13 protein-coding genes are annotated in these 22,964 nt (G+C 41.6%); 9 read left to right on the forward strand and 4 right to left on the reverse strand.

Annotated features, from left to right (window positions below; all coding sequences use genetic code 11):
* Window positions 1–21: 21 nt before the first annotated feature.
* Window positions 22–3,063 (forward strand): FAD-binding and (Fe-S)-binding domain-containing protein, encoded by a 3,042-nt coding sequence (locus NO992_RS00105; protein WP_371373283.1) that lies wholly within the window; start codon window positions 22–24, stop codon window positions 3,061–3,063.
* Window positions 3,064–3,382: 319 nt separating this feature from the next.
* On the opposite strand, the gene NO992_RS00110 is transcribed toward NO992_RS00105, so the two are convergent.
* Entirely contained in the window at window positions 3,383–4,705 is a 1,323-nt protein-coding gene (locus NO992_RS00110) for an HD domain-containing phosphohydrolase (protein ID WP_017216870.1), read from the reverse strand.
* Window positions 4,706–5,110: 405 nt separating this feature from the next.
* On the opposite strand from NO992_RS00110, the gene NO992_RS00115 reads away from it, so the two are divergent.
* The 6 genes from NO992_RS00115 to NO992_RS00140 all read left to right on the forward strand — a co-directional run bounded on the left by NO992_RS00115 (window position 5,111) and on the right by NO992_RS00140 (window position 16,242).
* Window positions 5,111–8,224, forward strand: a complete 3,114-nt coding sequence (locus tag NO992_RS00115) for a glycosyl hydrolase family 18 protein (RefSeq protein ID WP_371373286.1) — start codon at window positions 5,111–5,113, stop codon at window positions 8,222–8,224.
* Window positions 8,225–8,270: 46 nt separating this feature from the next.
* A complete protein-coding gene (locus tag NO992_RS00120; protein WP_371373289.1) occupies window positions 8,271–9,698 on the forward strand; it encodes a lytic polysaccharide monooxygenase in 1,428 nt (475 codons plus the stop codon).
* A gap of 52 nt (window positions 9,699–9,750) precedes the next feature.
* Window positions 9,751–12,219: a glycosyl hydrolase family 18 protein gene (locus NO992_RS00125; RefSeq protein WP_371373291.1), complete on the forward strand. Its 2,469-nt coding sequence runs from the start codon at window positions 9,751–9,753 to the stop codon at window positions 12,217–12,219.
* Between the two features lie 166 nt (window positions 12,220–12,385).
* Entirely contained in the window at window positions 12,386–13,147 is a 762-nt protein-coding gene (locus NO992_RS00130) for an ABC transporter substrate-binding protein (protein WP_253103995.1), read from the forward strand.
* Window positions 13,144–15,078: an ATP-dependent DNA helicase RecQ gene (locus NO992_RS00135; protein ID WP_371373294.1), complete on the forward strand. Its 1,935-nt coding sequence runs from the start codon at window positions 13,144–13,146 to the stop codon at window positions 15,076–15,078. Before NO992_RS00130 ends, NO992_RS00135 begins: the two co-directional genes overlap by 4 nt.
* Window positions 15,079–16,242, forward strand: coding sequence for an anhydro-N-acetylmuramic acid kinase (locus tag NO992_RS00140; RefSeq protein WP_371373296.1), 1,164 nt, complete (start codon window positions 15,079–15,081; stop codon window positions 16,240–16,242).
* 3 nt (window positions 16,243–16,245) lie between these two features.
* On the opposite strand, the gene NO992_RS00145 is transcribed toward NO992_RS00140, so the two are convergent.
* Window positions 16,246–16,725 (reverse strand): hypothetical protein, encoded by a 480-nt coding sequence (locus NO992_RS00145; RefSeq protein WP_371373299.1) that lies wholly within the window; start codon window positions 16,723–16,725, stop codon window positions 16,246–16,248.
* A 136-nt stretch (window positions 16,726–16,861) separates the two neighbouring features.
* Window positions 16,862–18,001 carry a Na/Pi symporter gene (locus tag NO992_RS00150; RefSeq protein WP_253103983.1) on the reverse strand — a complete coding sequence of 380 codons (1,140 nt, stop codon included), beginning with the start codon at window positions 17,999–18,001 and terminating at the stop codon, window positions 16,862–16,864.
* 328 nt (window positions 18,002–18,329) lie between these two features.
* On the opposite strand from NO992_RS00150, the gene NO992_RS00155 reads away from it, so the two are divergent.
* A complete protein-coding gene (locus NO992_RS00155) occupies window positions 18,330–20,240 on the forward strand; it encodes a 7TM diverse intracellular signaling domain-containing protein (RefSeq protein WP_371373302.1) in 1,911 nt (636 codons plus the stop codon).
* 246 nt (window positions 20,241–20,486) lie between these two features.
* Here the strand turns inward: NO992_RS00155 and NO992_RS00160 are convergent, their stop codons facing one another.
* A complete protein-coding gene (locus NO992_RS00160) occupies window positions 20,487–22,223 on the reverse strand; it encodes a diguanylate cyclase (protein ID WP_371373305.1) in 1,737 nt (578 codons plus the stop codon).
* A gap of 242 nt (window positions 22,224–22,465) precedes the next feature.
* On the opposite strand from NO992_RS00160, the gene NO992_RS00165 reads away from it, so the two are divergent.
* Window positions 22,466–22,960, forward strand: coding sequence for a YcgN family cysteine cluster protein (locus NO992_RS00165; protein ID WP_371373308.1), 495 nt, complete (start codon window positions 22,466–22,468; stop codon window positions 22,958–22,960).
* The last annotated feature ends 4 nt before the right edge of the window (window positions 22,961–22,964 follow it).

Below are 22,964 nucleotides of genomic sequence, written 5' to 3' on the forward strand. Positions count from 1 at the left end.
AAGCAAGTAAAATATACCGTCATGATCGCAAATATTAGTCAGCAGGATTCTGCAAACGAACTTATCAACCTCTATCAAAATAAACTAACTGATGCAGGTTTTAGTGGGGACATTGATACGAGTTATGCAACTCGTCTTGTTACGTCAACCGACAATAGTATCTATCAGGAAATCCCTCAAGCAGTATTATTTCCAAGAACAAATCGAGACGTACAACTTGCACTTGAAATCGCCCAACAAGACCCATTTTTGTCTCTCACCTTTGGCCCTAGAGGCGGAGGTACTGGTACGAATGGTCAATCACTTACGCCCGGTATCGTGATTGATCTATCGAGACACATGAGAGAAATTATTGAGATCAATGAACAAGAAGGATGGGTTCGAGTTCAGGCGGGTGTGATCAAAGATCAGCTTAATGACTTTCTAAAACCTTACGGCTATTTCTTTTCGCCAGATCTCTCCACCAGTAACCGAGCAACAATAGGTGGTATGGTAAATACTGATGCGTCGGGCCAAGGTTCACTCGTTTATGGCAAAACAAGCGATCATGTTCTTGGGCTTAAAACCTTTTTAGTGGATGGAACAGAGCTAAATACCTCGAAGTTAGCGATCGATAAAGCGGAGCTACTAGCTGAGCAAAACTCAAAGACTTCTCAGATTTATGCAAATGTCATCGAGATCTGTCGAAGCAATCGAGCACTTATACTTGAAAAATTTCCAAGACTAAACCGTTTTTTAACGGGTTATGACCTCGAAAATGTATTCGACGATTCACTAACTACTTTTGATTTGTCTCGAATTATTACGGGTTCTGAAGGTTCGCTTGGTGTTGTAACCGAAGCAAAGCTTAATTTAACGCCAATTCAGCCATATAAAACCCTTATAAATATCAAATATGACTCATTTGAATCAGCGCTTAGAAACAGCCCATTCTTGGTTTCCGCTAATGCTACATCGGTCGAAACCGTAGACAGTAAAGTTCTAGGTCTTGCCAAAGAGGACATCATCTGGCATTCAGTATCGAACTTAATTCAAGATGTACCAGGTGTTGAGATGCAAGGTCTTAACATGGTTGAATTTAACGGTGAGTCCCAAGATGAAATTTCGTCTAAAGTCGATAGTTTATGTCAACGATTAGATCAGCTTATTGCGAATAAAGAAGCGGGGGTTATTGGTTATCAACTTACCAATGATAAAGCGGATATCCTTAAGATCTATGCAATGCGTAAAAAGTCAGTTGGTTTATTGGGTAACGCAAAAGGTAGTAAAAAGCCACTAGCTTTTGCTGAAGATACAGCCGTTCCACCTGAAAACCTTGCTGATTTTATCATTGAATTTAGAGAGTTACTTGATAGTTACCAATTAGATTATGGCATGTTTGGTCATGTTGACGCCGGTGTTTTACATGTCCGCCCAGCACTTGATATGTGCGATCCTGAACAGGAAAAATTACTACGTGTTATCTCTGATAAAGTAGTAGCGTTAACTGCAAAATACCGAGGACTAATGTGGGGTGAGCATGGAAAAGGTTACCGAAGTGAATATGGACCCGAGTTTTTCGGTGAGCAACTATTTAATGAACTTCGTAAAATTAAAAGTTTATTTGATAAAAATAATCGCTTAAACCCTGGAAAAATTTGTACACCACTGGATTCAAGCGATCAATTAGTGTCAGTCGATGCACAGAAAAGAGCTTGGTTTGATCGTACAATCCCAACTGAAGTAAAAGTAAACTACGAAGCACCAATCAATTGTAATGGTAACGGACTTTGCTTTAACTATGATGACAACTCACCAATGTGCCCATCGTATAAGGTAACCAAAGATCGTAGAAACTCTCCAAAAGGACGCGCTGGGTTATTTAAAGAGTGGTTAAGACTCCAAAACAATAAAGGGGTCGATTTGATTGCTGCAGAAAAGCAATTAATCAATCATGAAAATGATACCACTTGGTGGGAGCGCTTTCTCAATACCCGAAAGAAAAACGAATATGACTTTTCCCATGAAGTTAAAGCATCAATGGATGAATGTTTAGCCTGTAAAGCGTGCACAACGGCTTGCCCAATCAAAGTGGATGTTCCTACGTTTCGAGCTAAGTTTTTAAACTTTTACTACAGCCGTTACAATCGTCCACTTAAAGACTACTTAGTTGCGAATATAGAGCGTGCACTGCCTACCATGGCTAAGTTTCCAAATTTAGTTAACGCTCTACAAGGTAATCGCATATCAAACTTTTTTGTTGAACGGCTGATCGGCTATATTGACTCTCCGGCGCTAAGTAAGGTGCAGCTTAGCAAGTTAGTGCCAAACAAACACTTTTATTCAGAGCGCAGTTTTGAAAAGTTAAGCGATGAAGAACAACAAAGCGTGGTATTTGTTGTTCAAGATCCGTTTACTAGTTTCTATGAAGCAGAATTAGTATCGGACTTTGTGCAAGTTATATCAAAACTAGGGTTTTATCCTCTCGTATTACCATTCAAGCCAAACGGTAAGCCACAACACGTTAAAGGCTTTTTAAAGGAATTTAAATCGACTGCGAAGACTGCCGCACAGTTTTTAAATACTGTGAGTGAATATAATAGGCCTTTAGTTGGGCTCGATGCCTCTTTGGTGATGTGCTATCGCGATGAATATAATGATATTCTCAAAGAGAGCAGGGGAGATTTTAAGGTACAACTAGCGCATGAATGGCTTGCCACTATCGATATCCCAACGGCTGCGACAATCAGTCCATCAAAATTTACGTTGATAAGTCACTGTACTGAAACAACAGCAATGCCTGAATCTAAAAGTGTTTGGCAAGGTATTTTTAATAGGTTGAACTCTAATTTAGAAACGGTTAATACGGGCTGTTGTGGCATGGCGGGAACTTATGGCCACGAAGCGCAAAATCAAGAAAATTCAAGAGCACTTTACGAATCCTCGTGGCAGCATCATATTGATAATGCGGCTCAAGGTGAAGTATTAGTGACCGGCTTCTCTTGTCGATGTCAGGTTAAACGCTTTAGTGGAGAAAAGCCAAAACACCCGCTTCAAGCACTTAATAAACTACTAAACTACTAAACTACTAAACTACTAAACTACTAAACTACTAAACTACTAAACTACTAGACAAGTATAGTAGTTAAACGAGCCCAGTTTACTGGGCTTTTTTTATTAATAGTTTTAGCCGAAGACAAACTGAGTAAATTCACTTTATAGTATGATGTGTTCTTTGGACATACTGCGCGAACACAAGTCCGTTATTCTCGAGCTACTATAATTTGACGGCTCAATAACATTGATCCAATTAAAGACTCAAAAGCTATATTTACCATCATCTATACAACACCAGCAAACGAGTATTCGATAGTGCAGTCGCTGATAAGTCAATAAGCTATTATTATTGCTTGACCATAATTCTAAAGGGGATTGGGCGTTGTGTTTCCAGCTGCTTAAGTTTATCTATCGACTTATCGGTAAAGGTATGGCCTTTTGGCAGCAATAAAATTCCTTGATTACTGTGAAGCGCTAAACCCAATATCATGCCTGGCTTGAGCTTTTCAGTTGTCAATATATCAACCGAACCGACTTGCTCTTGGCCTAGCTCGTTGTTACTTACAGCTTGTTCTAAAATATCAACGACTTCTGGGGAGTAGAAATTTCCTCTATAGGTTCGGATAAGGTCTAGGGCTAAATCGGCTTTCTCTTTATCAGAACCGTTAGCGCTGTATAAATTGTCATAATAATCTCGAGCGACTGCAAGTATCTGTGAGCCCAAAGGAATTTCTTTACCTTTAAGACCTTTAGGGATCCCTTGACCATTAAATTTTTCAAACTGATGATAAATCGCCTCGGATACGTCAGATAAGTGCTGCGCTGGCATCAACATAAGCTGTGCAATGGAAGGATGCGTATAATAAATTTTCTTTTGTGCTTCACTTAGTTTTCTGGGTGGCGATTTATAAATTTCTGGGTCCATAGCAAGTAAACCTACTTCCGCTAAATACCCTGACATCATAGCCGTTTCAGCTACTTCACTAGAAAGTTCTAGCTTCTTAGCTATAATTTTACATAATTTGGCTATGCTCTTCGCTTTTTTACCATCGATAAATGGATTTGCATTCAGAAAATTATAAAGTAACTCGACGGTAGCCCGATGTTCTTTACGTTCTTTTTGATTAGCTTGCTCTAATTGACTTAATACTTTGCGGATCTGTGCAGTACGTTTTTGTACAAGTCCTTCAAGGTTTTCATTTAATTCTGTTAGTTGCGTATTTTTTTGTACTATCTCTTCATTTAGTCTTTTATTTGTGCTTTTTAACCTGTATTTTTCTGAACATTCTCTCACGGTATGCACGAGTATATCGTTATCCCAAGGTTTTTGAATGTATGCATGGATCCCACTTTCATTAATGGCTTTAATTGTTGAAGCAAGATCAGAGTATCCTGTCAGTAATATCCGTTGCGTATCTGGGCAAATACGCTTTACTTCATGCAAAAATGTCGCGCCATCCATTTCAGGCATCCGCATATCACTTATAACAACTTCAAAAGAGGAGTCGCGGATCAGTGTCAAGGCTTGCTGTGGATCACTGCAGAGTTCAGCGTGTATTCCATTTTGACGGAATAAGCGATTTAACGACCGTATCACATTAGTCTCATCATCGAGACAAAGCACTCGTATCGCTTCATTTGAAGTCGTTGATTGCTCGCCAAATTCCAAAGTTCAATCTCCTAAATGAATTAATTTAAACTTAGTTCAAAAAGCAAGCTACGACAAGAAACCGATAAAATACGCCTTAAGTCTAATATTACCCTTCAACCTGATTAATAACTTTTTAATATATGCTTAAGAAACAAACTAGTAACTGTATAAACTTTAGAGAACTAGGCTAGTAACTATCGCTTAATATTAAATAATTACAGTTTAATTTCCATGTATCAGTGAATCAAAACTAAGCATATGAATCAATAATTTAGTGTTACATTTTGATGAAAAATGTGGCTCAATTTACGCTTACGTCAACGTTACCAGCTAGAGAAAAATGTTGTTGCCATATTGATTTTATGTGTTAGGTTTATGTTGTTATTGTTAACCAAATACAATAAATGGTTGGAGAACCAAACTATGAAACAACATGTAAAGACCCTTAAATTATCGCAAATGGCTTCGTTCCTCGGAGCCATTTTCTGCGCTAACTCATATGCTTATAATTGTGATGGTTTACCTGAATGGTCACAAAATTCGGCATATAATGGTGGTGCTCAAGTACAAAAATCGCAACAAGCTTTTGAAGCAAAGTGGTGGACTCAGGCTGATCCAGTTACCCATTCCGGACAATGGGATGATTGGAAAAAATTGGGCGACTGTGACAGCGTTGTCACCAACACACCGCCTACAGTACAAAGCTTACTCCCAGCTGACGGCAGCGCTTTTAATGAAAATGACAGCGTTGCCATTTCTGTAAATGCAACAGATAGCGATGGCCAAGTAACGCAGGTAGAGTTTTTTGTAGGTGGCACGTCTGTTGGTATTGATACCACAGCGACAGGTGATAATTTTTCATTTAACTGGTCAGCAACCGCTGGAACACACGCAATTTCAGTAGTTGCAACAGATGACAAGCAAGCTGTGTCCAACACATTAATAACTAATATTATCGTTAATACGACAGGAAATCAGTTACCTACAGCAAATCTTTCGTTAGGCGGAGGTAATGACCTGGTTATTAATCAACCTGTAGACATCGTTCTTGATGGTTCAGATCCAGACGGCTCAATCGCAAAACTAACACTGCTTATCAACGACCAAGTCGCATTTGAGAGCACAACAGCACCGGCACAGCACACTTGGACACCAACGCAACTGGGCACCGTAACATTAAAGCTTGTTGTTGAAGATAATACTGGTGCGACAGCAGAGAGTATACTCAATGCAAATGTGGTTGAAACACCGCCAGTGGTAAACAGCTGTGTTCCACATGGTCTTTATCAGACCCCCAACACATCGCCTAACTACTGTGATATCTATGATGAAAATGGCCGTGAAAAAATGGGGACTGATCACCCTAGACGCGTCATCGGTTACTTTACCAGTTGGAGAACGGGTAAGAATGGTCAACCGAGCTACTTAGTTGATGATATTCCATGGGATAAGATCACACACATCAATTATGCTTTCGCGCACGTTGATGCCAACAACAAGGTTTCAATAGGCAATCCAACTGCTCCTAACAATGCAGCGACGAATATGACTTGGCCGGGGGTTGCTGGTGCAGAGATGGATCCATCTCTTCCTTATACCGGTCATTTTAACTTGCTGAACAAATTTAAGAAACAGCATCCTGATGTTAAAACCTTGATCTCAGTCGGCGGTTGGGCGGAAACTGGTGGCTACTTCGACGAAACAGGTAAGCGAATTGCCAGCGGCGGTTTCTATACGATGACGACCAATGCAGATGGCAGCGTGAATCACGCTGGTATTGATGCGTTTGTAGCAAGTTCAGTTGAATTTATCCGTAAATACAACTTTGATGGTGTCGATATCGACTATGAATATCCATCTTCTATGAATGACTCTGGTCACCCGGATGATTTTGCGATATCAAACCCGCGTCGAGCAGCATTGAATGCTTCTTATCAAGTATTAATGAAAAAACTGAGAGAAGCTTTAGATCAAGCTGGCCAACAAGACAATACTCACTATCTATTGACGATCGCATCACCGTCTTCTGGTTACCTTCTACGTGGTATGGAGACATTCCAGGTCACTAAGTATCTAGACTACGTCAATATTATGTCTTATGACTTACATGGAGCGTGGAACCAGCACGTTGGTCATAACGCATCGCTATTCGATACCGGCGAAGATTCCGAGCTAAAACAGTGGAATGTTTACGGCACCAAAGAGTTTGAAGGAATTGGTTACCTAAACACTGATTGGGCGGTCAAATATTTCAGAGGCTCCGTCTCTGCAGGGCGCATCAACATCGGTATCCCTTATTATACTCGCGGTTTTAGAGATGTAACAGGCGGTACAAATGGTTTATGGGGGCAGGCAGCATTACCTAACCAAGCTGATTGTCCTCCGGGGACTGGCAGCGGTGAAAAGAACAAGTGTGGTAATGGTGCTGTGGGTATCGATAACTTGTGGCACGATAAGAACGATGTTGGCTTAGAAGTACCGGCAGGTTCTAACCCACTTTGGCATGTTAAAAACCTTCAAAATGGCGTGTTAGGAAGTTACCTAAGTGATTATGGACTAGATCCAGTTAACAACCCAGAACATCAAATTAGCGGTACTTATGCGCGCCATTATGATTCCGTCGCGGTTGCTCCTTGGCTCTGGAACGCCAGCAAGAATGTTTTCTTATCCATTGAAGATGAAGAGTCAATGGCTGCGAAAGTCGACTATGTCATCAACCAAGAACTAGGCGGAATCATGTTCTGGGAGCTTGCTGGTGACTTCGATTATGATGTAAGCAAGAATGAATATTTCATGGGTTCATCGCTAACAAGCTTAGCCTACAACAAGTTTAATCAAAGTGGCACGCCATACTCCGTTAAACAAGGAAATAAGACCTTTGTAAAACCAGCTTCTGCAGTTGATGTCACATTCGTTGCTAAAGATTTCCCAGCTGGAGATGCTAACTATCCAATTGCACCGACTTTTGCCTTTACCAATAACTCAGCGATAGATTTGAGTGGCGCAAAAATTTCGTTTGATGTTCCTGTTGCAACATCGGCAATTTTCAAATCTAACTGGAATGCACAAGAAAAGCTTGGCATGGCAGTGGACGTAAATGGATCGAATGCTGCGGGTAATAATATTGGCGGCTTCGAAAACGAATTCCACCGATTCTCGATCACGCTTGTGAACGAGTGGGGTGGTACGCCTAAGTCTTTTGCTCCCGGCGAAACTATCAATGCTCAAGTCATGTACTACATGCCTATTTCTGGCCCCGTTAACTTTGTGGTTGAGAAAGACGGTAACCGCTATGCATTTTCCAGTGAATATAGCGACCTACCAATCGCAACACCTGGTACAGGGCCTACAGATCCGGTAACTAGCTGTAAAGGTACACCTATCAGTCAAATTGTGGTTTACCCGAACCTACCACAGGGCACGCATGCTGCTCAAGGTGATTTAATTGTTGAAGGAAACGCGGTGTATGAAGCGAAATGGTGGAGCAATAAGCAACCATCAGTTAGCGGCGATTATACCAAGGTTTGCAACTTGTAAATAATAAATGGGGAGCTTTGCTCCCCTTTATAAAAGGCGAATAAGCATGAATAGTTTACACCGTAAATATGCGCTTGGTCTTTTTGGCGCAACCTCAGCTTTGATTTCAAGCGCAGTTTCAGCTCATGGTTTTATGGACTTTCCCAAAGCAAGGCAGGCGATCTGTCAAGCGCAAGGGGGTTATTGGTGGCCGGATGATGGATCAAATATCCCAAACCTAGCATGTCGAGCGGCTTTTTTGGACTCAGGCCATTTTCAGTTTGTGCAAGAGCATGAATTTTCGACCAATACCGCTGACTACAATAATCTAGAGGCAGTAAAAGCGAATATCCCCAATGGTACGCTTTGCTCAGCTGGTGACCCAAACAAAAGTGGCATGAGTGTTGTCTCACCACACTGGCAGCGTACAGTTGTAGAGCCAAACGCTCAAAATAAACTTGCCATTAGCTTTAGGGCGACAACACCTCATAATCCCAGTTTTTGGCAGTTCTTCTTGTCAAAGCCAAACTACGATGGCGATACATCTCCTCTGACTTGGAATGATTTAGAGCTTATTAATGAATTTGGCAATATTGATTTCGTTGTGGATCCTGAAGGTAAACGCTTCTATAAAATGGAAATAGATATACCGCAAGGCCGTGAGGGCAATGCAGTTTTATATACCCGTTGGCAGCGGTTTGATGTCGCTGGAGAGGGATTTTACAATTGCTCTGATATCACAATAACCTCAACAGGCACGCCACCAGAATGGGTGAGCAGCGGCTATTTCTTAAAGCAAGGGCAAGATGCTAAAGCCGGTGATAGCGTGTGGTTTAGGACGTTTGATCAATCTGGGAATGAACTGATTAGCCATAACTTGAATGTAACCTCCACTAATGCATCAACATGGCAAGCTGAGTTGGCTCTTTACCTTAATAGCAATTACGGAAATAAGGTCAACATTGGTGTTAAGCAACCGGACGGTTCAATTGCGTTTGATGCAAACGCCTTATTAGCAAACGAAGTATTTTTGCCACATGCCGCTTACACCAGCAATCTTAGCGTTGTAAAAGGGGGTGACAACACCGCTCCTACGGTAAATCCAATTTCTAACCAAAGCATCGCAGAAAATAGCCAAGCGACAGTGCATGCTCATGCGTTTGACGACCAAAATGACCCACTGACATTCATTTGGAGTATTCCTGCACCGCTTAGCTTTAGTGGCGAAGGTGACACGATTTCCATCTCAACACCTGAAGTGACGGCTGATCAAACCTTTCAGGCTGAACTTAATGTCACTGATGGCAAAGCAAGCACGACTGTAAGTTTCTCAATTACCGTTCAAGATAGCACCAATAACCAATACCCAGCTTGGAATAGTACAACTACCTATGTTGCAGGCGACAGAGTAACGCATCAACAGAAAGTGTATGAAGCCAAGTGGTGGACGCAGGGAGAAGAGCCCGGCGCATCCGATGTTTGGAAAGCAATTTAAAGAAAACCCAAATTAATTGGGTACAACATGTAACTACAATAAGGTTGAAGATATGAAACTTAATAAAATAACCAGCTATATAGGACTTGCCTTACTGAGTGGCGGGGCACTTGCAGCCCCTTCTACGCCAACATTAGATTGGCAGCCACAACAGTATTCGTTCGTTGAAGTTAACGTCGATGGGCTTGGCTCTTACAAGCAATTGGTAAAAGCCAAAGATGTTGTCGATATTAGCATCAAATGGAATGCTTGGAGTGGCTCTGGCGGTGATAACTATAAAGTATATTTTGATGATCTACTCGTAAACCAAGGTACGCTTGCAGCTGGTACTAAAAGCGGAGTAGTACAATTCCCCTACACTAAATCGGGTCGCCATCAGCTTTATTTAGAACTGTGTGAAGGTACCGTATGTGCAAGAAGCGCAGGGAAAGAAATCGTCATTGCCGACACTGACGGTGCACATCTAGCGCCACTTCCTATGAATGTAGATCCGAACAACCGTAATAACGGTACAATACCAGGCCGTGTAACCGGTGCATATTTCGTCGAATGGGGCATATATGGCCGTAATTACGACGTAACTAAGATCCCAGCTCATAACCTATCGCACATTTTATATGGCTTTATTCCGATTTGCGGACCTAACGAGTCGCTAAAATCCATCGAAAATGGTAATAGTTGGAGAGCGCTTCAAACTGCATGTGCTGACTCTCAAGATTATGAAGTCGTCATTCACGACCCTTGGGCTGCAGTGCAAAAATCTATGCCAGGGGTGGATGCAAAAGATCCTATTCGTGGTGTTTATTCTCAATTAATGGCGCTAAAACAACGTTATCCGGACCTTAAAATTCTGCCTTCAGTAGGTGGTTGGACGCTATCAGATCCATTCCATGGCTTTACAAACAAAGCAAACCGCGACACTTTCGTCGCATCTGTAAAACAATTCCTTAAAACGTGGAAGTTTTATGACGGTGTAGATATCGACTGGGAATTCCCAGGTGGTGATGGTCCAAATCCAGATTTAGGCGACCCAATTAACGACGGTCCAGCCTATGTGGCGCTAATGCAAGAGCTACGTGCAATGCTAGATGAGTTAGAAGCTGAAACCGGACGCCAATATGAACTCACTTCTGCGATAGGTGCAGGTTATGACAAGATTGAAGATGTAGATTACCAAGCTGCTCAGCAGTATATGGATTATATCTTTGCGATGACCTATGACTTCTATGGCGCTTGGAACAATGAAACGGGTCATCAAACCGGTATCTACTGTGGCTCTCATCTCAGCACAGACGAATGTAACGGTACAGGCGTTGACGACAATGGAGTGCCACGTAAAGGCCCGGCATATACTGGCGACCATGCAATTCAATTGTTACTTCAACAAGGTGTGCAGCCCTCTAAGCTCGTTATGGGCGTTGCAATGTACGGCCGCGGCTGGGAAGGAGTGCTAGATGCAAATGCCACAATCCCAGGTAATCCGATGACGGCGCCGGGCAATGGCCCGTTGACTGGCTCTACAAGTGAAGGCGTTTGGGAGCCTGGCATTATGGATTACAAGGCTATTGCAGCAAACGCTGTAGGCCAAGGTGGTTCAGGTGTTAATGGTTATGAAGTAGGCTACGATGAGCAAGCACAAGCAGCATATGTTTGGAACAGAAGTAACGGTAAACTCATCACTTACGATAGCCCACGCAGCGTTATCGCAAAAGGTCAGTATGCAAACACTCATCAACTGGCTGGTTTATTTGGTTGGGAAATTGACGCTGATAATGGCGACATTCTAAATGCAATGTATGATGGCCTTACAGCAGGTGAGATCCCTAATCGTGCCCCTTCTATCGGAGTTTCTGGACCAATCAATGTGACCTCAGGTCAGGTTGTGAATGTCGATGCGCAAGCAAGCGATTTAGACAATGATCCATTAACCTATTCATGGGTTGCTGCGCCTGGTTTGGCTTTATCTGCTAACAACACCGCAGCTGTGGCTGTAACTGCTCCTTCAGTCGCTCAACAGACAAGTTACGACTTGACTGTAACGGTCAATGATGGGGCGTTATCAACAACCAAAACAATCGTTGTTGTTGTAAACCCAGAAGGTGCAAATGCAGCGCCTGTCGTTACACCGGTTTCAGATATTTCGGTTAACGAAGGGGCCTCGGCTACTGTCAATGTGTCAGCAACTGACCCTGAAGGCGCAGCACTTAGCTATAGCTGGAGTGTACCAGCCGAGCTAAGCGTAGTAGCAAATGGTAGCTCAGCGACTATTACTGCTGCAAATGTCACAGCCGACACAACCGTCCCGGTAACTGTTACCGTATCTGACGGCGTTAACGCTGTTGACACAACATTTAATGTCACGATTAAAGACGGTGGCGCTCAATATCCTACTTGGGATCGATCAACAGTTTATGTCGGTGGCGACCGAGTAATTCATAACAGCAATGTCTTTGAAGCAAAATGGTGGACTCAAGGTGAAGAACCTGGAACCACAGATGTATGGAAGGCAGTAACTAACTAATCTAACCATCCCCAATTAATGAGCTTGCCAGTCAAGCTCATTTTTTATTCACATAAACATAAAGTTACCCATTATCTGCCTTTTATCAGCAATTTCTTCTTTCTTTTTCTGCTTGGTCTTTCATAATGACATAATGAACTTCATAAAAGAGTCATAAGTTCTGGCAGTGCTTATTCGTTTATCCGTTTTATTATTCGTTTTAGTTTTTTCGAAAAGCTACGCTTCCGACTGCGCGGGTCAGTCATCCCTAAAAATCGGCATTGGCTCTAGCTGGCCGCCTTTTGTTATGTATGGCACTCGTCCTTATGGCATAGACGTAGATATCACTAGAGCAGTGTTTGAGCGCGCTGGGTTTTGTATCGAGTTCATTCAACTTCCTTCGTCGGCACGGGGGATCACCGAGCTTGAGAAGGGCTTAATTGATGTCCTGCCATCCGCAAGCTTTAGCGTTGATAGAGCGAAAATTGCTTATTTTTCCTCGCCATATCGGCGTGAAAAAATGCGCTTGTTTGCTAACAAGGAAATAGATCTCGATAGTAACTTGATTGAGTTGTTTTCTGCTGGTTATACATTTACGGCTAATCCCGGAGCCTACTATGGTGAGGAAGTCAAACAAATAAAAAAAATCGATTGGTACGACAAGCGATTGTTTGAAATCGCGAGCTTAGACAGACGAATAGAAATGGTGGCTAAAAACCGCGTTGATTTTCTGATTGAAGATGAAGACGCAGGCTACTACTATATCAACAAGCTAGGCTATCAAAGCATTCAGCTACACCCTTATGTAGTTAACGATAACGCTATACATTTTATGCTTGGACGTCATGCATTTAAGCGTAGTGACATTGAGCGCGTCAATGAAGCAATCACCAATTTAAATGGCACAATAGCGAATATCTCAGAAAAATATAGAAAAGATTCAGGATGACTCAACAACAGCAACTCTTTCAAACACTACAAAGTACATTTGGACATACGACACTTCGTCCGGGGCAATCGGAAGTTATAGAATCTATACTTAAAGGTCAAAGTACAATCGCTATTTTTGCAACTGGTGCTGGCAAGTCGCTGTGTTATCAGTTACCAGCAATCATGAAGCAAGGGGTGTGCTTAGTCGTTTCACCACTATTAGCTCTGATGCATGAACAACGGGATTACCTGCAAAGTAAAGGGGTTGCAACGGCTTGTCTTGATAGTACTCAAAGCAAAGAAGAAACGTTGCGCATAGAAAATGCAGTACGAAACAATGCACTTAAAGTCCTCTTTATCTCAGTCGAGCGGCTGAATAGCCAAAAAGCACGTACTTTGTTATCAAAAAGCAATATCTCTTTTCTTGTAATTGATGAGGCGCATTGTATTTCTGAGTGGGGACATAATTTCAGGCCAGATTACCTAAAAGTGGCTAAATATCGACATGAACTTGGTATCAACCAAGTGCTATTACTCACCGCGACAGCAACAAATAAAGTAGCACGCGATATGGCGGGTAAATTCGATGTAACCGATCAAAATATCGTTAGAACGGGCTTTTATCGAAGGAATCTGTTCTTAAGTGCGGTGCATATTAGCGAATCTCAAAAAGACGAATATTTACTCGCCTTTTTAAAAAAGGCAAAAGGCGCAGGTATCGTTTATGTCACGCAGCAAAAGCAAGCAGAAGAAGTAGCAAAAATGATAACTGCCTGTGGCTTTCCTGCAGAAGCTTTTCATGCATCGTTGCAGAGCGAGAAAAAGGCCCAAATCCAGGCCGACTTTCTAACGAAGACTAACCTTATCGTTGTAGCTACCATTGCATTTGGTATGGGTGTAGACAAACCCGATGTTCGCTGGGTACTACATTATGATATGCCAAAATCTATTGAGGGATATAGCCAAGAAGTGGGTAGGGCGGGGAGAGATGGCGAGAATGCACATTGTGTTGCTTTAATTAATAATGAAAAAATTGCTACATTAGAGAACTTCGTTTATGCCGGTGCATTAGAGCGAGAGTCATTAATACAGCTTTTTAACGAAATTTTCGGTGATCCAGCTACAGATTATCACCTCAATGAATACGATCTCGCTTACAAAACCAATATTAATCAATTGGTACTAAAAACACTTATCGTCCAGCTAGAACTGCAAGGTTACTTACAGGTGAACTACAGCTATTTTGCAGAGCTAAGCATCGCATTCATCCAAGACAAAGATAAAATATTAGCCAAGTACTCGCCCGAGCGGCAACTGTTTTTGACTCAGCTATTCTCGTGTTTTGAATTCAAAAAGAAATGGGGATTGCTTTCACATCAAGCACTAAGCGAGCAAAACATCCCACTGACTAAAGTCCAAGAAGTCGTTGAATATTTGCAAAACCAACAACTGATTGACGTAAAAGTCGCTAAATATACGTCGGTTTATTCAAAGCCTCCTCAACAAGTAAACATTAATGAACTGATTGAGTCTTTCTATCAGCAATCACAAATTAAAGAGCAAGGCGAACTTGCACGACTAAGACATTTACTTAAATTTTTCCAACTGACTTCATGCTATCACAAAGCGCTTGCCAGCTACTTCGGTGATATGCACGCACCAGAGCAATGTGGCCATTGCGGAGTCTGCAGCGGTAAGCATCTGATCGTCAATGTACAAGAGAGCCAAGAATTAGATATTGAAACAATACGAAATACTCTAAGAGACGCGTCACATTTTGCATCGCAACGCGGCGTTAATTTTTCAACTCATCTCAAAACTTTGTTTTTGTTAGGTTTAAATTGCCCCTATTTTACTAAATATAAATTCAGACAACTTGAGGGGTTTGGTAGCTTATCCGGCGTAAGGTATGACACGGCAAAAGCACTGATCATGGAGCGCGCGTTATAAATGAAAACAGATATTATTAAACTCGCCACAATCGCGGAAAAAAAGACCAAATACATACTCGGACTAATGAGCGGTACCTCATTGGATGGGTTAGATATTGCGTTATGTAAAATTGAAGGTGTAGGAAAAAATATACAGCTAACGGTCGAACAATTTACTACGTTAGAATACAACTCTTCGCAAAAGCAGCTTCTCAGTGATCACGCGTCTAAATCTCAGGTAAATCTTAAAACGTTATGTCAATTAAATGCTTGGCTCGGCGAGTTGTACGCAAGTCTCATCAATAATGCTTTGGCGGAATGGCAAGTTGCGGCCGACACTGTTGATTTAATAGCGAGTCATGGACAAACACTTTACCATTGTCCGAAACAAGCCTTTGCAGACATTGAAAACTTAAATAGCACGTTGCAGATCGTTGACGCCGATATTATTGCGACAAAAACAAACATCATCACCATCGCAGACTTTAGACAAAAGCATATCGCCAAAGGATATGAGGGCGCGCCTCTAGTGCAATATGGTGACTATCTATTATATTCGGACACGAGTATCGATAGGGTTTTACTCAATATCGGTGGTATTTCAAACCTTACTTATTTACCACAAAATTGTGCACTAACGCAGAGTATGAGTAGTGACATCGGTCCAGGAAACACATTAGTAGACCAATATTGTCGCCACGTATTAGGGCTGCCATTTGATGAAAATGGTGAGATTGCGTCAAGTGGCAAAATTCGATTGCCATTTCTCGAAGCCTTACTGTCACACGAATTCTTTGATATACCACTTCCAAAATCAACTGGACAAGAGTTATTTAATCAAACTTTCGTGCATCATGCATTGGACGGAAAAGATTATAATCATGAAGATATCATCACGACACTGACCGAATTCACAGCTATCACTGTCGCAAATGCGGTGAACGAGCTTGGTACAACTGAATTAGAGCTATATGTTAGCGGAGGTGGAATTCATAATGTGTTTTTAATGGCGCGAATTGAAAGCCATTTGAATAACCGTGTTTTAATCAAGGATTTCTCACAACTGGGTATCAACCCTGATGCCAAAGAGGCCGCTTTATTTGCGCTACTTGCGAATGAAACCGTATCAGGTGATGGCGATGCACTGCCTTTTTCTATGGGAAAGATTTCATTACCAACATAGTCACTAAAAAACGGATAATACTGCACTGACCGCCGAGTTAAAAATACGTTTGAAGCCAGTAGTCTGAGTTGTAACCGCTTCAGATACTGGTTCGCTTACGATAATTCGCTCAGTCAAAATGATATCAAACTCAGCCGCATTTTTTAGGTAATCGTGAAGTCCCACTAAGTTCAATTGCATAAAGTAAGAGCCTGCTTCAAGCGATTGCTTTACTTTAATTTCGATAATTTTAGTGAGATAAGACTCCGGAACAACCACCAAAGAGACCTCACACTTCGCATTTCGTTCGCCGTGCTTTGTTAGTACAACGTTAACTCGGTCATCAATGCGAGCATCCATTGGCAATTCTATGACCAAAGAAAGTCCTTGCTCACCTGGTTGCAGACTAAGTTTCTCATAGGGCTGAACAGCACGGTACTGTCCCCTCATAGAACTTGTGATCTGTGCTGCATTAAAACTAAAAATACCAGATTTGCTACTCATTACTTTCTTTCGTTATTTACAAGACAATGTTAATTATCTCAAAGCTAGATTACAGAATTATGACTTACCAACCAAAGGCTAAAAAAGTCAAAGCTCGGCAATACCGAGCTTTAAATGCATTCTTTGTCCGTTTTATTTATCGTACTGCGAGCATAATGAGCCCCGGAAATACGAAGAATGAACCTAATACGTAAGCCAAAGCTGCTGGTTTATTCTGCGCACCAATCTCGGCTAACTTCTCAGCTAGATGAAGCGGAATTTCTCTCAGTAATGGTAAACCGTAAATAAGTGCTACCGCAAAAACGTTAAACATAACATGTACAAGTGCAATCGTTAATGCGACTTCTGCTGCAGGACCTGTGATAGAAGTCGCCGCTAACAAAGCGGTAATTGTAGTGCCTATATTTGCACCTAAAGTGAATGGATATATCTGACGAGTGGTAAATACGCCGCTGCCAGCGAGTGGGATCATCAAGCTTGTTGTTGTCGACGACGATTGTACCATTACCGTAACTAACGCGCCTGAGCTTATACCTACGACGGGGCCTCTGCCTATCGCACTGTGTAATAATTCTTTCGCTTTACCTACCAACGCCTTTTTGAGTAATTTACCTAAGTAAGTTACAGCGAACAGGATCATCATGATACCGATAACAACCATGGCAATACCTGCTGCTGTAGAATCTAAGAAGCTAACACCATCTTTTACCACGCTAACCGCTGGTTTCACTAGTGGTTTGATAAAGTTGTAACTTTTTAACGATAAGTCAGCATCACCAACAAATACATGGGCTAGTCCTGACGCAAGTTTCTCTAACATGCCAAACATGATTTCCAAAGGAAGGAAAATAGCAACGGCTAATAAATTAAAGAAGTCATGTACGGTGGATGCGGCAAACGCTCTTCTAAACTCGTCTTTACTACGAATGTGGCCAATAGAAACGAGCGTGTTAGTAATAGTTGTACCAATATTTGCGCCCATCACCATAGGAATTGCGATACTAATAGGTAATCCACCAGCAACGAGGCCAACAATAACAGAAGTTACCGTTGAAGAGGACTGCACCAATGCAGTTGCTAAAGCCCCTAAGAGTAGGGCGACGATTGGATTGGTTGCAAATGCGAAGATTTCCTTCGCGCCTTCACTTCCACCTGAGGCCAATTTAAAACCGCCACTCACAGTGCCAACTGCGACTAAGACTAAGTAAACAAGTAATACGATTGACAGCCAGTTAAAAAGTTTAGCTGATGCTGAAGTCTGAGATTGATTAACCATAGTTTCGCTCTTAGAGTAAGTAATGTTCATTCATTACACTTTTATTTCAGCCGCGCATTTAACCACCCAATTGTTACAGTTATATTTCAATTTTATGTAACTCGACACGTATGCTCATTTTCTCATCGCATTTTTTGAAACAATGGTAACTAATAGTAGTAATATGCTGTTTTTACTGATTATTAGTTATGTGATGCATTTACATTTGTTTACTTCTCCAAATTTGATCCACATTTGCTTCACTATTTAAAAGTAGGATTTAACTATAATTATTGTGCCTTATATCACTATGTTAAGACTTTTCTCGTTAATTTTTATGCTTTTTTCTATGGCGGCTGGTGCAGTTGACTTTACGCCTAGTGCCGAGCTTAGAGTAAGTGAACCATTAACAATCCATTTTGGAGAAGTCGATGCTGCGCAATTATCTTCAACGCTCGGCATAAATGAGCGCGAAAGCCAATCTATTGTAAAGGTACTTTCAAGCCAAGTACCTGAGCTAAAGAATGAGTCTTATCAGTGGGCATTGATCACCCCAAATATGCTTGTATCCGAGGGCAGAAATTACATCGCATTTGGCTTTGCTAGATTACCTTGGCTAAGTGTTGCTTTGATTAACAACGGCGAGGTCAAATTTTTAACGCAACACACCCTGAATACCGCGTTTAATAAAAGGGAAGTGGAAGCACCTCAATTATATCTGCCATTATCAAAAGAGCACTTAACAGGGGCAAGTATTATTGTCCGCTATCAAACTTTTGCGAATGCCCCCGCTGACCTTAGATTAATCAATGATAATGAGCTCAACAGTAACGTTCTTACCAGTACGGTTACCAATGCTGCGCTAAGCGGGATCATCGCCGCCGTGTTTGTTATTGTATTGGTTAACTTTTATTTTAATGCCAACGCGACCAATGCTTACTATTGTATTTGGACGCTATTGTTTTTGCTTATTGTGTTGGATATGTCAGGGTTCACATTTCAATATTTTTGGCCTTCACAAGGCAAATTTGCCACCTTATTTTCAGCTTGTTTGATGACTTTTGTACCAGTGTTTCACCTTCTTTTCATCAAGCAATTTCTGCAATTAAGGCATAGAAACGAAACCTTACACCTTTTATATAATGGATTTTTAGCGGCTTACCTACTGCTTATCCCAGTGGCAATCTATTCAAAATCAGTTCATTACAACCTAGTATTAAGCTTGAGTATCATCCCGCTATTTCTTTATACCAGCTATTGGTCTTTGAAACAGAGTGCTCCTGGTTCTGTAACTTTTTCCCTCAGCCTGCTAAACCATGTCATTTTTGTGAATTTCATTGCCATCGGTGGAACAATGTATGCTGGCTTTATCAATGTTTATCATATATCAAGCGCGATTAAACTTGGCTACTTAATTGAGGTCATGTTGTTTACGCTGGCACTTGCGCAACAAAATAAGTCAGCCCAAAATAATCTGCTATCAACGCTACAAACCCAGGTGAATGCGCTCTCGAATACAGTACAAACAGAGAAACAGTTCAACCGTCAAAATCAGCAAGCATTAGAAAAGAAAGAACAACGTTTATTTACCGATCTCTCTCATGAGCTGCGTACACCACTTACCGTTATGAAGGTACAGGTTGAATCTCTACAATACAATATCGTTGAGAATGTTCAGGAGAGCTACGGCAAGCTCATGGATAAAATCGACGAGCTAAATCACTTTATTAATCAATTGATGCTGGTCACTGACAATGAAAAGTTAGCAACTATGCTTAATCTAAGAGACTTCACGATCTGCAAGCTGGTAAATCAAGTACATACTCAGGCCGCGGGCTTATTTAAGGATAATAAGGAGCAATTAGAGGTTAACTATCAAATATCTGGTACAGAAAAGATAACCATCGACCTAGATGCGATAACTAACTGCGTCCTTGAGATCTTAGGTAATGCGATTAAGCATGGTGGAGATAAGGTCCAAGTAAAGATGAGCTTCTTTAGCGTCGACAGCAATCTAATCATTCGCATTGAAGACTCTGGCACTCCGCTATCCTATGAGGCGCACCAACAGCTATTTGACCCGCTTTACAAATCACAATCAGCAAGAACCAATTCGGGAAAATCCAAGGGGATGGGCCTTGCGATGTGCAAAAAAGTGGTAGAAGCTCACAGTGGACAAATTGAATCCTTTAATAGCCTATTAGGCGGGTTGAACATGGAGATCAAGCTTCCGTTAACTAAAGTGCCTGCTTTTAGTTGATATACAACAGTATGTTTTCGCGCTCACGTTTTATTATTTCGTCGCGGTATTAACTTAAGCCAAAATGCAATTTCAAGTGCCACACCCAATATCACAAAAATGAACATCCCAGTGTGGCTGCTATAGCTATAAGCAGCTATTGCCCCAATGAGGAGCGCCAATAAAATAGCGATTCTGTAAAGTGTCTTCATTTTATATCCTTTTCTATGGTGACTTAGCTAATTCATTTACAGCCGAATACCAAATTTACAGCTCACCTGAGATTGCCACTTGATTACGACCATTACGCTTAGCAAAGTAAAGTGCCTGATCTGCCGAGGCGAGCAATTCTTTACCGCTGTATGGTGGCTTAGTCTGAGTATGTAATCCTGCACTTAATGTCATCTCTATACAATAGCTATCGCTTATCAATGGGCTAGTCTCACATGTCATTCTGATCTTCTCTGCAAGGTCAAAAGCCTGCGAGCTATCGGTTTGTGCAAGTACAATACAAAACTCTTCGCCGCCATACCGTGCGACAAAGTCTCCCGCTCTCGTAGCACTATTGGAAAGTATACGTCCGATGTGAATCAGACAATCGTCTCCCGCTTCGTGACCATAGGTATCGTTAACCTGCTTAAAAAAATCGATATCGATCATAATAACACTAAGAGCGTGTTCAAAACGCTTTGCTCTTAAGCATTCACTATGCAAGGCTTCGTCTAGCGCTCGCCTATTGGCAACACCAGTAAGCGCATCGGTGCGACTCGCAAGCTCCAGTCTATCGTTAGCTTCCTGTAGCGCTTGAGTTCGGATGGCGACAGTCTTCTCTAATTGAGAATTTACTTTTTGGATTTCATTGAACGCCGTTAATTGCGCCTGAAAGCGCTTGTTTTTCTCGGTATTGAGCTTTTCACCTATTGCTATCGACAAACAGGCCACCTCAATGGCAGTACCTATCAATAGCGCATTTTCGGTAAACCAAGTTTGGCTGATTAAATCTAATTTATTTAGCGCAAGAATGATCCCGCCAATGAGCACTGAGCTCCAAGCAATCGAATAGTATGTCGCTAAGCGGCTTTTCCCAGCCAAACGTAAAATACGGCAGAATACGCCCCAGATACAAGCTGATACGGCATACGCTATGGTAAGTTTTATCATCACTGCATAGTCAAAAAACACAGAAGAAAATAAGAGTACCAGCCCTAATCCCAAAATTAAGCGACAACCTAGATAAAGCCACTTGTCCGAAATACCAATCTCGAGCAATGTCATAACAAAGTAAGTGCCGGTTAACACCGAACTGATAAGAAAGAACAAGATTGCTTGATCGTTCCACCAAAGACTATTTGGCCAAAGATATCGAAAGGCAAAACCTGACAAACAAGCAGAAAATAGCGCTAAACAAATAACGTATAAAACATAGTAAAATAATGTGGATTCGCGAATGGTAAAATAGAGGAGCACATTATAAGCTGCCATTATCCCCATCAAACCAAAGTAGATCCCCATCACGATACGAAAAACTTGGTCGTTTATCAGAAAGTCATGGTTTGTCCAAAGTACCACGGGAAGTTGCAGCGCACTGGATGAGCGTACTTTAATGTATAGTGCTACCTTACCATGCGTACCGTTTGGTAGTGGTATGATAAAATGTTCATGCGCAAAAGGGCGGTCAACGAAAGGTTGTTTATCTCCTAATTGCTGATGAACAAATATATTGCCTTCTTGTAGCATGTAAACATCAAGTTGATCCAGCACCGGATAGGCTATCTCAAGTAAATAAGGCCCTTCTTTTTCGTCAATATTTAACGACGTACGTACCCAGTAACTTAGGTTGGAATAACCTAAGTTCAACACTTTATCATCGGTAGTTTGCCAATGGATACTTGAGTTATTTATGACGTCGACAATTTTAGCATTTGAAGCCACGTACTCTAGTTGCAACGTCTCTTTGCCAGCAGCTACCACTTGACTACACAGAGACAACAGGAGTACAAACAATAAAAAGACGTACCTTTGCCTCAATCAACTACCCTCGCTACGTTCCATAATCGCAGACAAATAGCGCTCTCGCCAAAGATTATGAAATAAAAATAGTACTTTAATCATAGTCAGCCATAAATAGTTCGCCAATTTTGAATTACGTTCAACTATCCTATAGAATGCGCCGCTTGTTTGATGTGATCGATTCCAACATCACAAATCAAATATGATGCAAAAAAGCGTAATGAAGGGGCAAAGTAATGAGCTTTTGGCAAGAAAAAACACTCGAAGAAATGACTAGAGATGAGTGGGAAGCGATTTGTGATGGCTGTGGCAAATGCTGTTTACACTCTTTTATCGACAGCGATGAGGAAGATGAATCATTTGAAAGCACCGACTTTTTACGCGATGGTGAAGAGTTACTCTACACTGATGTTGTTTGCCAATATAACGATAAAAATAGCTGTGGTTGTAGCCGCTACAGCGAAAGGCAAGTTCTAGTTCCGTCTTGCGTACAGCTAACCAAAGAAAACCTCAAAGATATCTTTTTTATGCCAAACAGTTGTAGTTATCGACGACTTCATGAGGGCAGGGGACTGGCAAGCTGGCATCCTCTTAGAAATAATGGTTCCAAACAAGCCATGATAGATGCGGGGATCAGTATTTTTGGTAAGGCAACCTCAGAGCTGGAGGTAGATTTAGAGTCTGATTTTGAAGCGCATATAGTAGAGTGGCCCCACAAAGACAGCGACTAAAGAA

The sequence above is a fragment of the Pseudoalteromonas sp. DY56-GL79 genome (genome assembly GCF_041414765.1).
In the GTDB taxonomy this organism is placed as follows: Bacteria; Pseudomonadota; Gammaproteobacteria; order Enterobacterales; family Alteromonadaceae; genus Pseudoalteromonas; species Pseudoalteromonas piscicida.

Bases quoted from the DNA above. Each gene is read 5' to 3' on its own strand.
- NO992_RS00150 (WP_253103983.1), bottom strand. From the start codon at position 18,001: ATGGTTAATCAATCTCAGACTTCAGCATCAGCTAAACTTTTTAACTGG.
- NO992_RS00125 (WP_371373291.1), top strand. From the start codon at position 9,751: ATGAAACTTAATAAAATAACCAGCTATATAGGACTTGCCTTACTGAGT.
- NO992_RS00165 (WP_371373308.1), top strand. From the start codon at position 22,466: ATGAGCTTTTGGCAAGAAAAAACACTCGAAGAAATGACTAGAGATGAG.
- NO992_RS00115 (WP_371373286.1), top strand. From the start codon at position 5,111: ATGAAACAACATGTAAAGACCCTTAAATTATCGCAAATGGCTTCGTTC.
- NO992_RS00140 (WP_371373296.1), top strand. From the start codon at position 15,079: ATGAAAACAGATATTATTAAACTCGCCACAATCGCGGAAAAAAAGACC.
- NO992_RS00135 (WP_371373294.1), top strand. From the start codon at position 13,144: ATGACTCAACAACAGCAACTCTTTCAAACACTACAAAGTACATTTGGA.
- NO992_RS00105 (WP_371373283.1), top strand. From the start codon at position 22: ATGATCGCAAATATTAGTCAGCAGGATTCTGCAAACGAACTTATCAAC.
- NO992_RS00145 (WP_371373299.1), bottom strand. From the start codon at position 16,725: ATGAGTAGCAAATCTGGTATTTTTAGTTTTAATGCAGCACAGATCACA.
- NO992_RS00120 (WP_371373289.1), top strand. From the start codon at position 8,271: ATGAATAGTTTACACCGTAAATATGCGCTTGGTCTTTTTGGCGCAACC.
- NO992_RS00155 (WP_371373302.1), top strand. From the start codon at position 18,330: ATGGCGGCTGGTGCAGTTGACTTTACGCCTAGTGCCGAGCTTAGAGTA.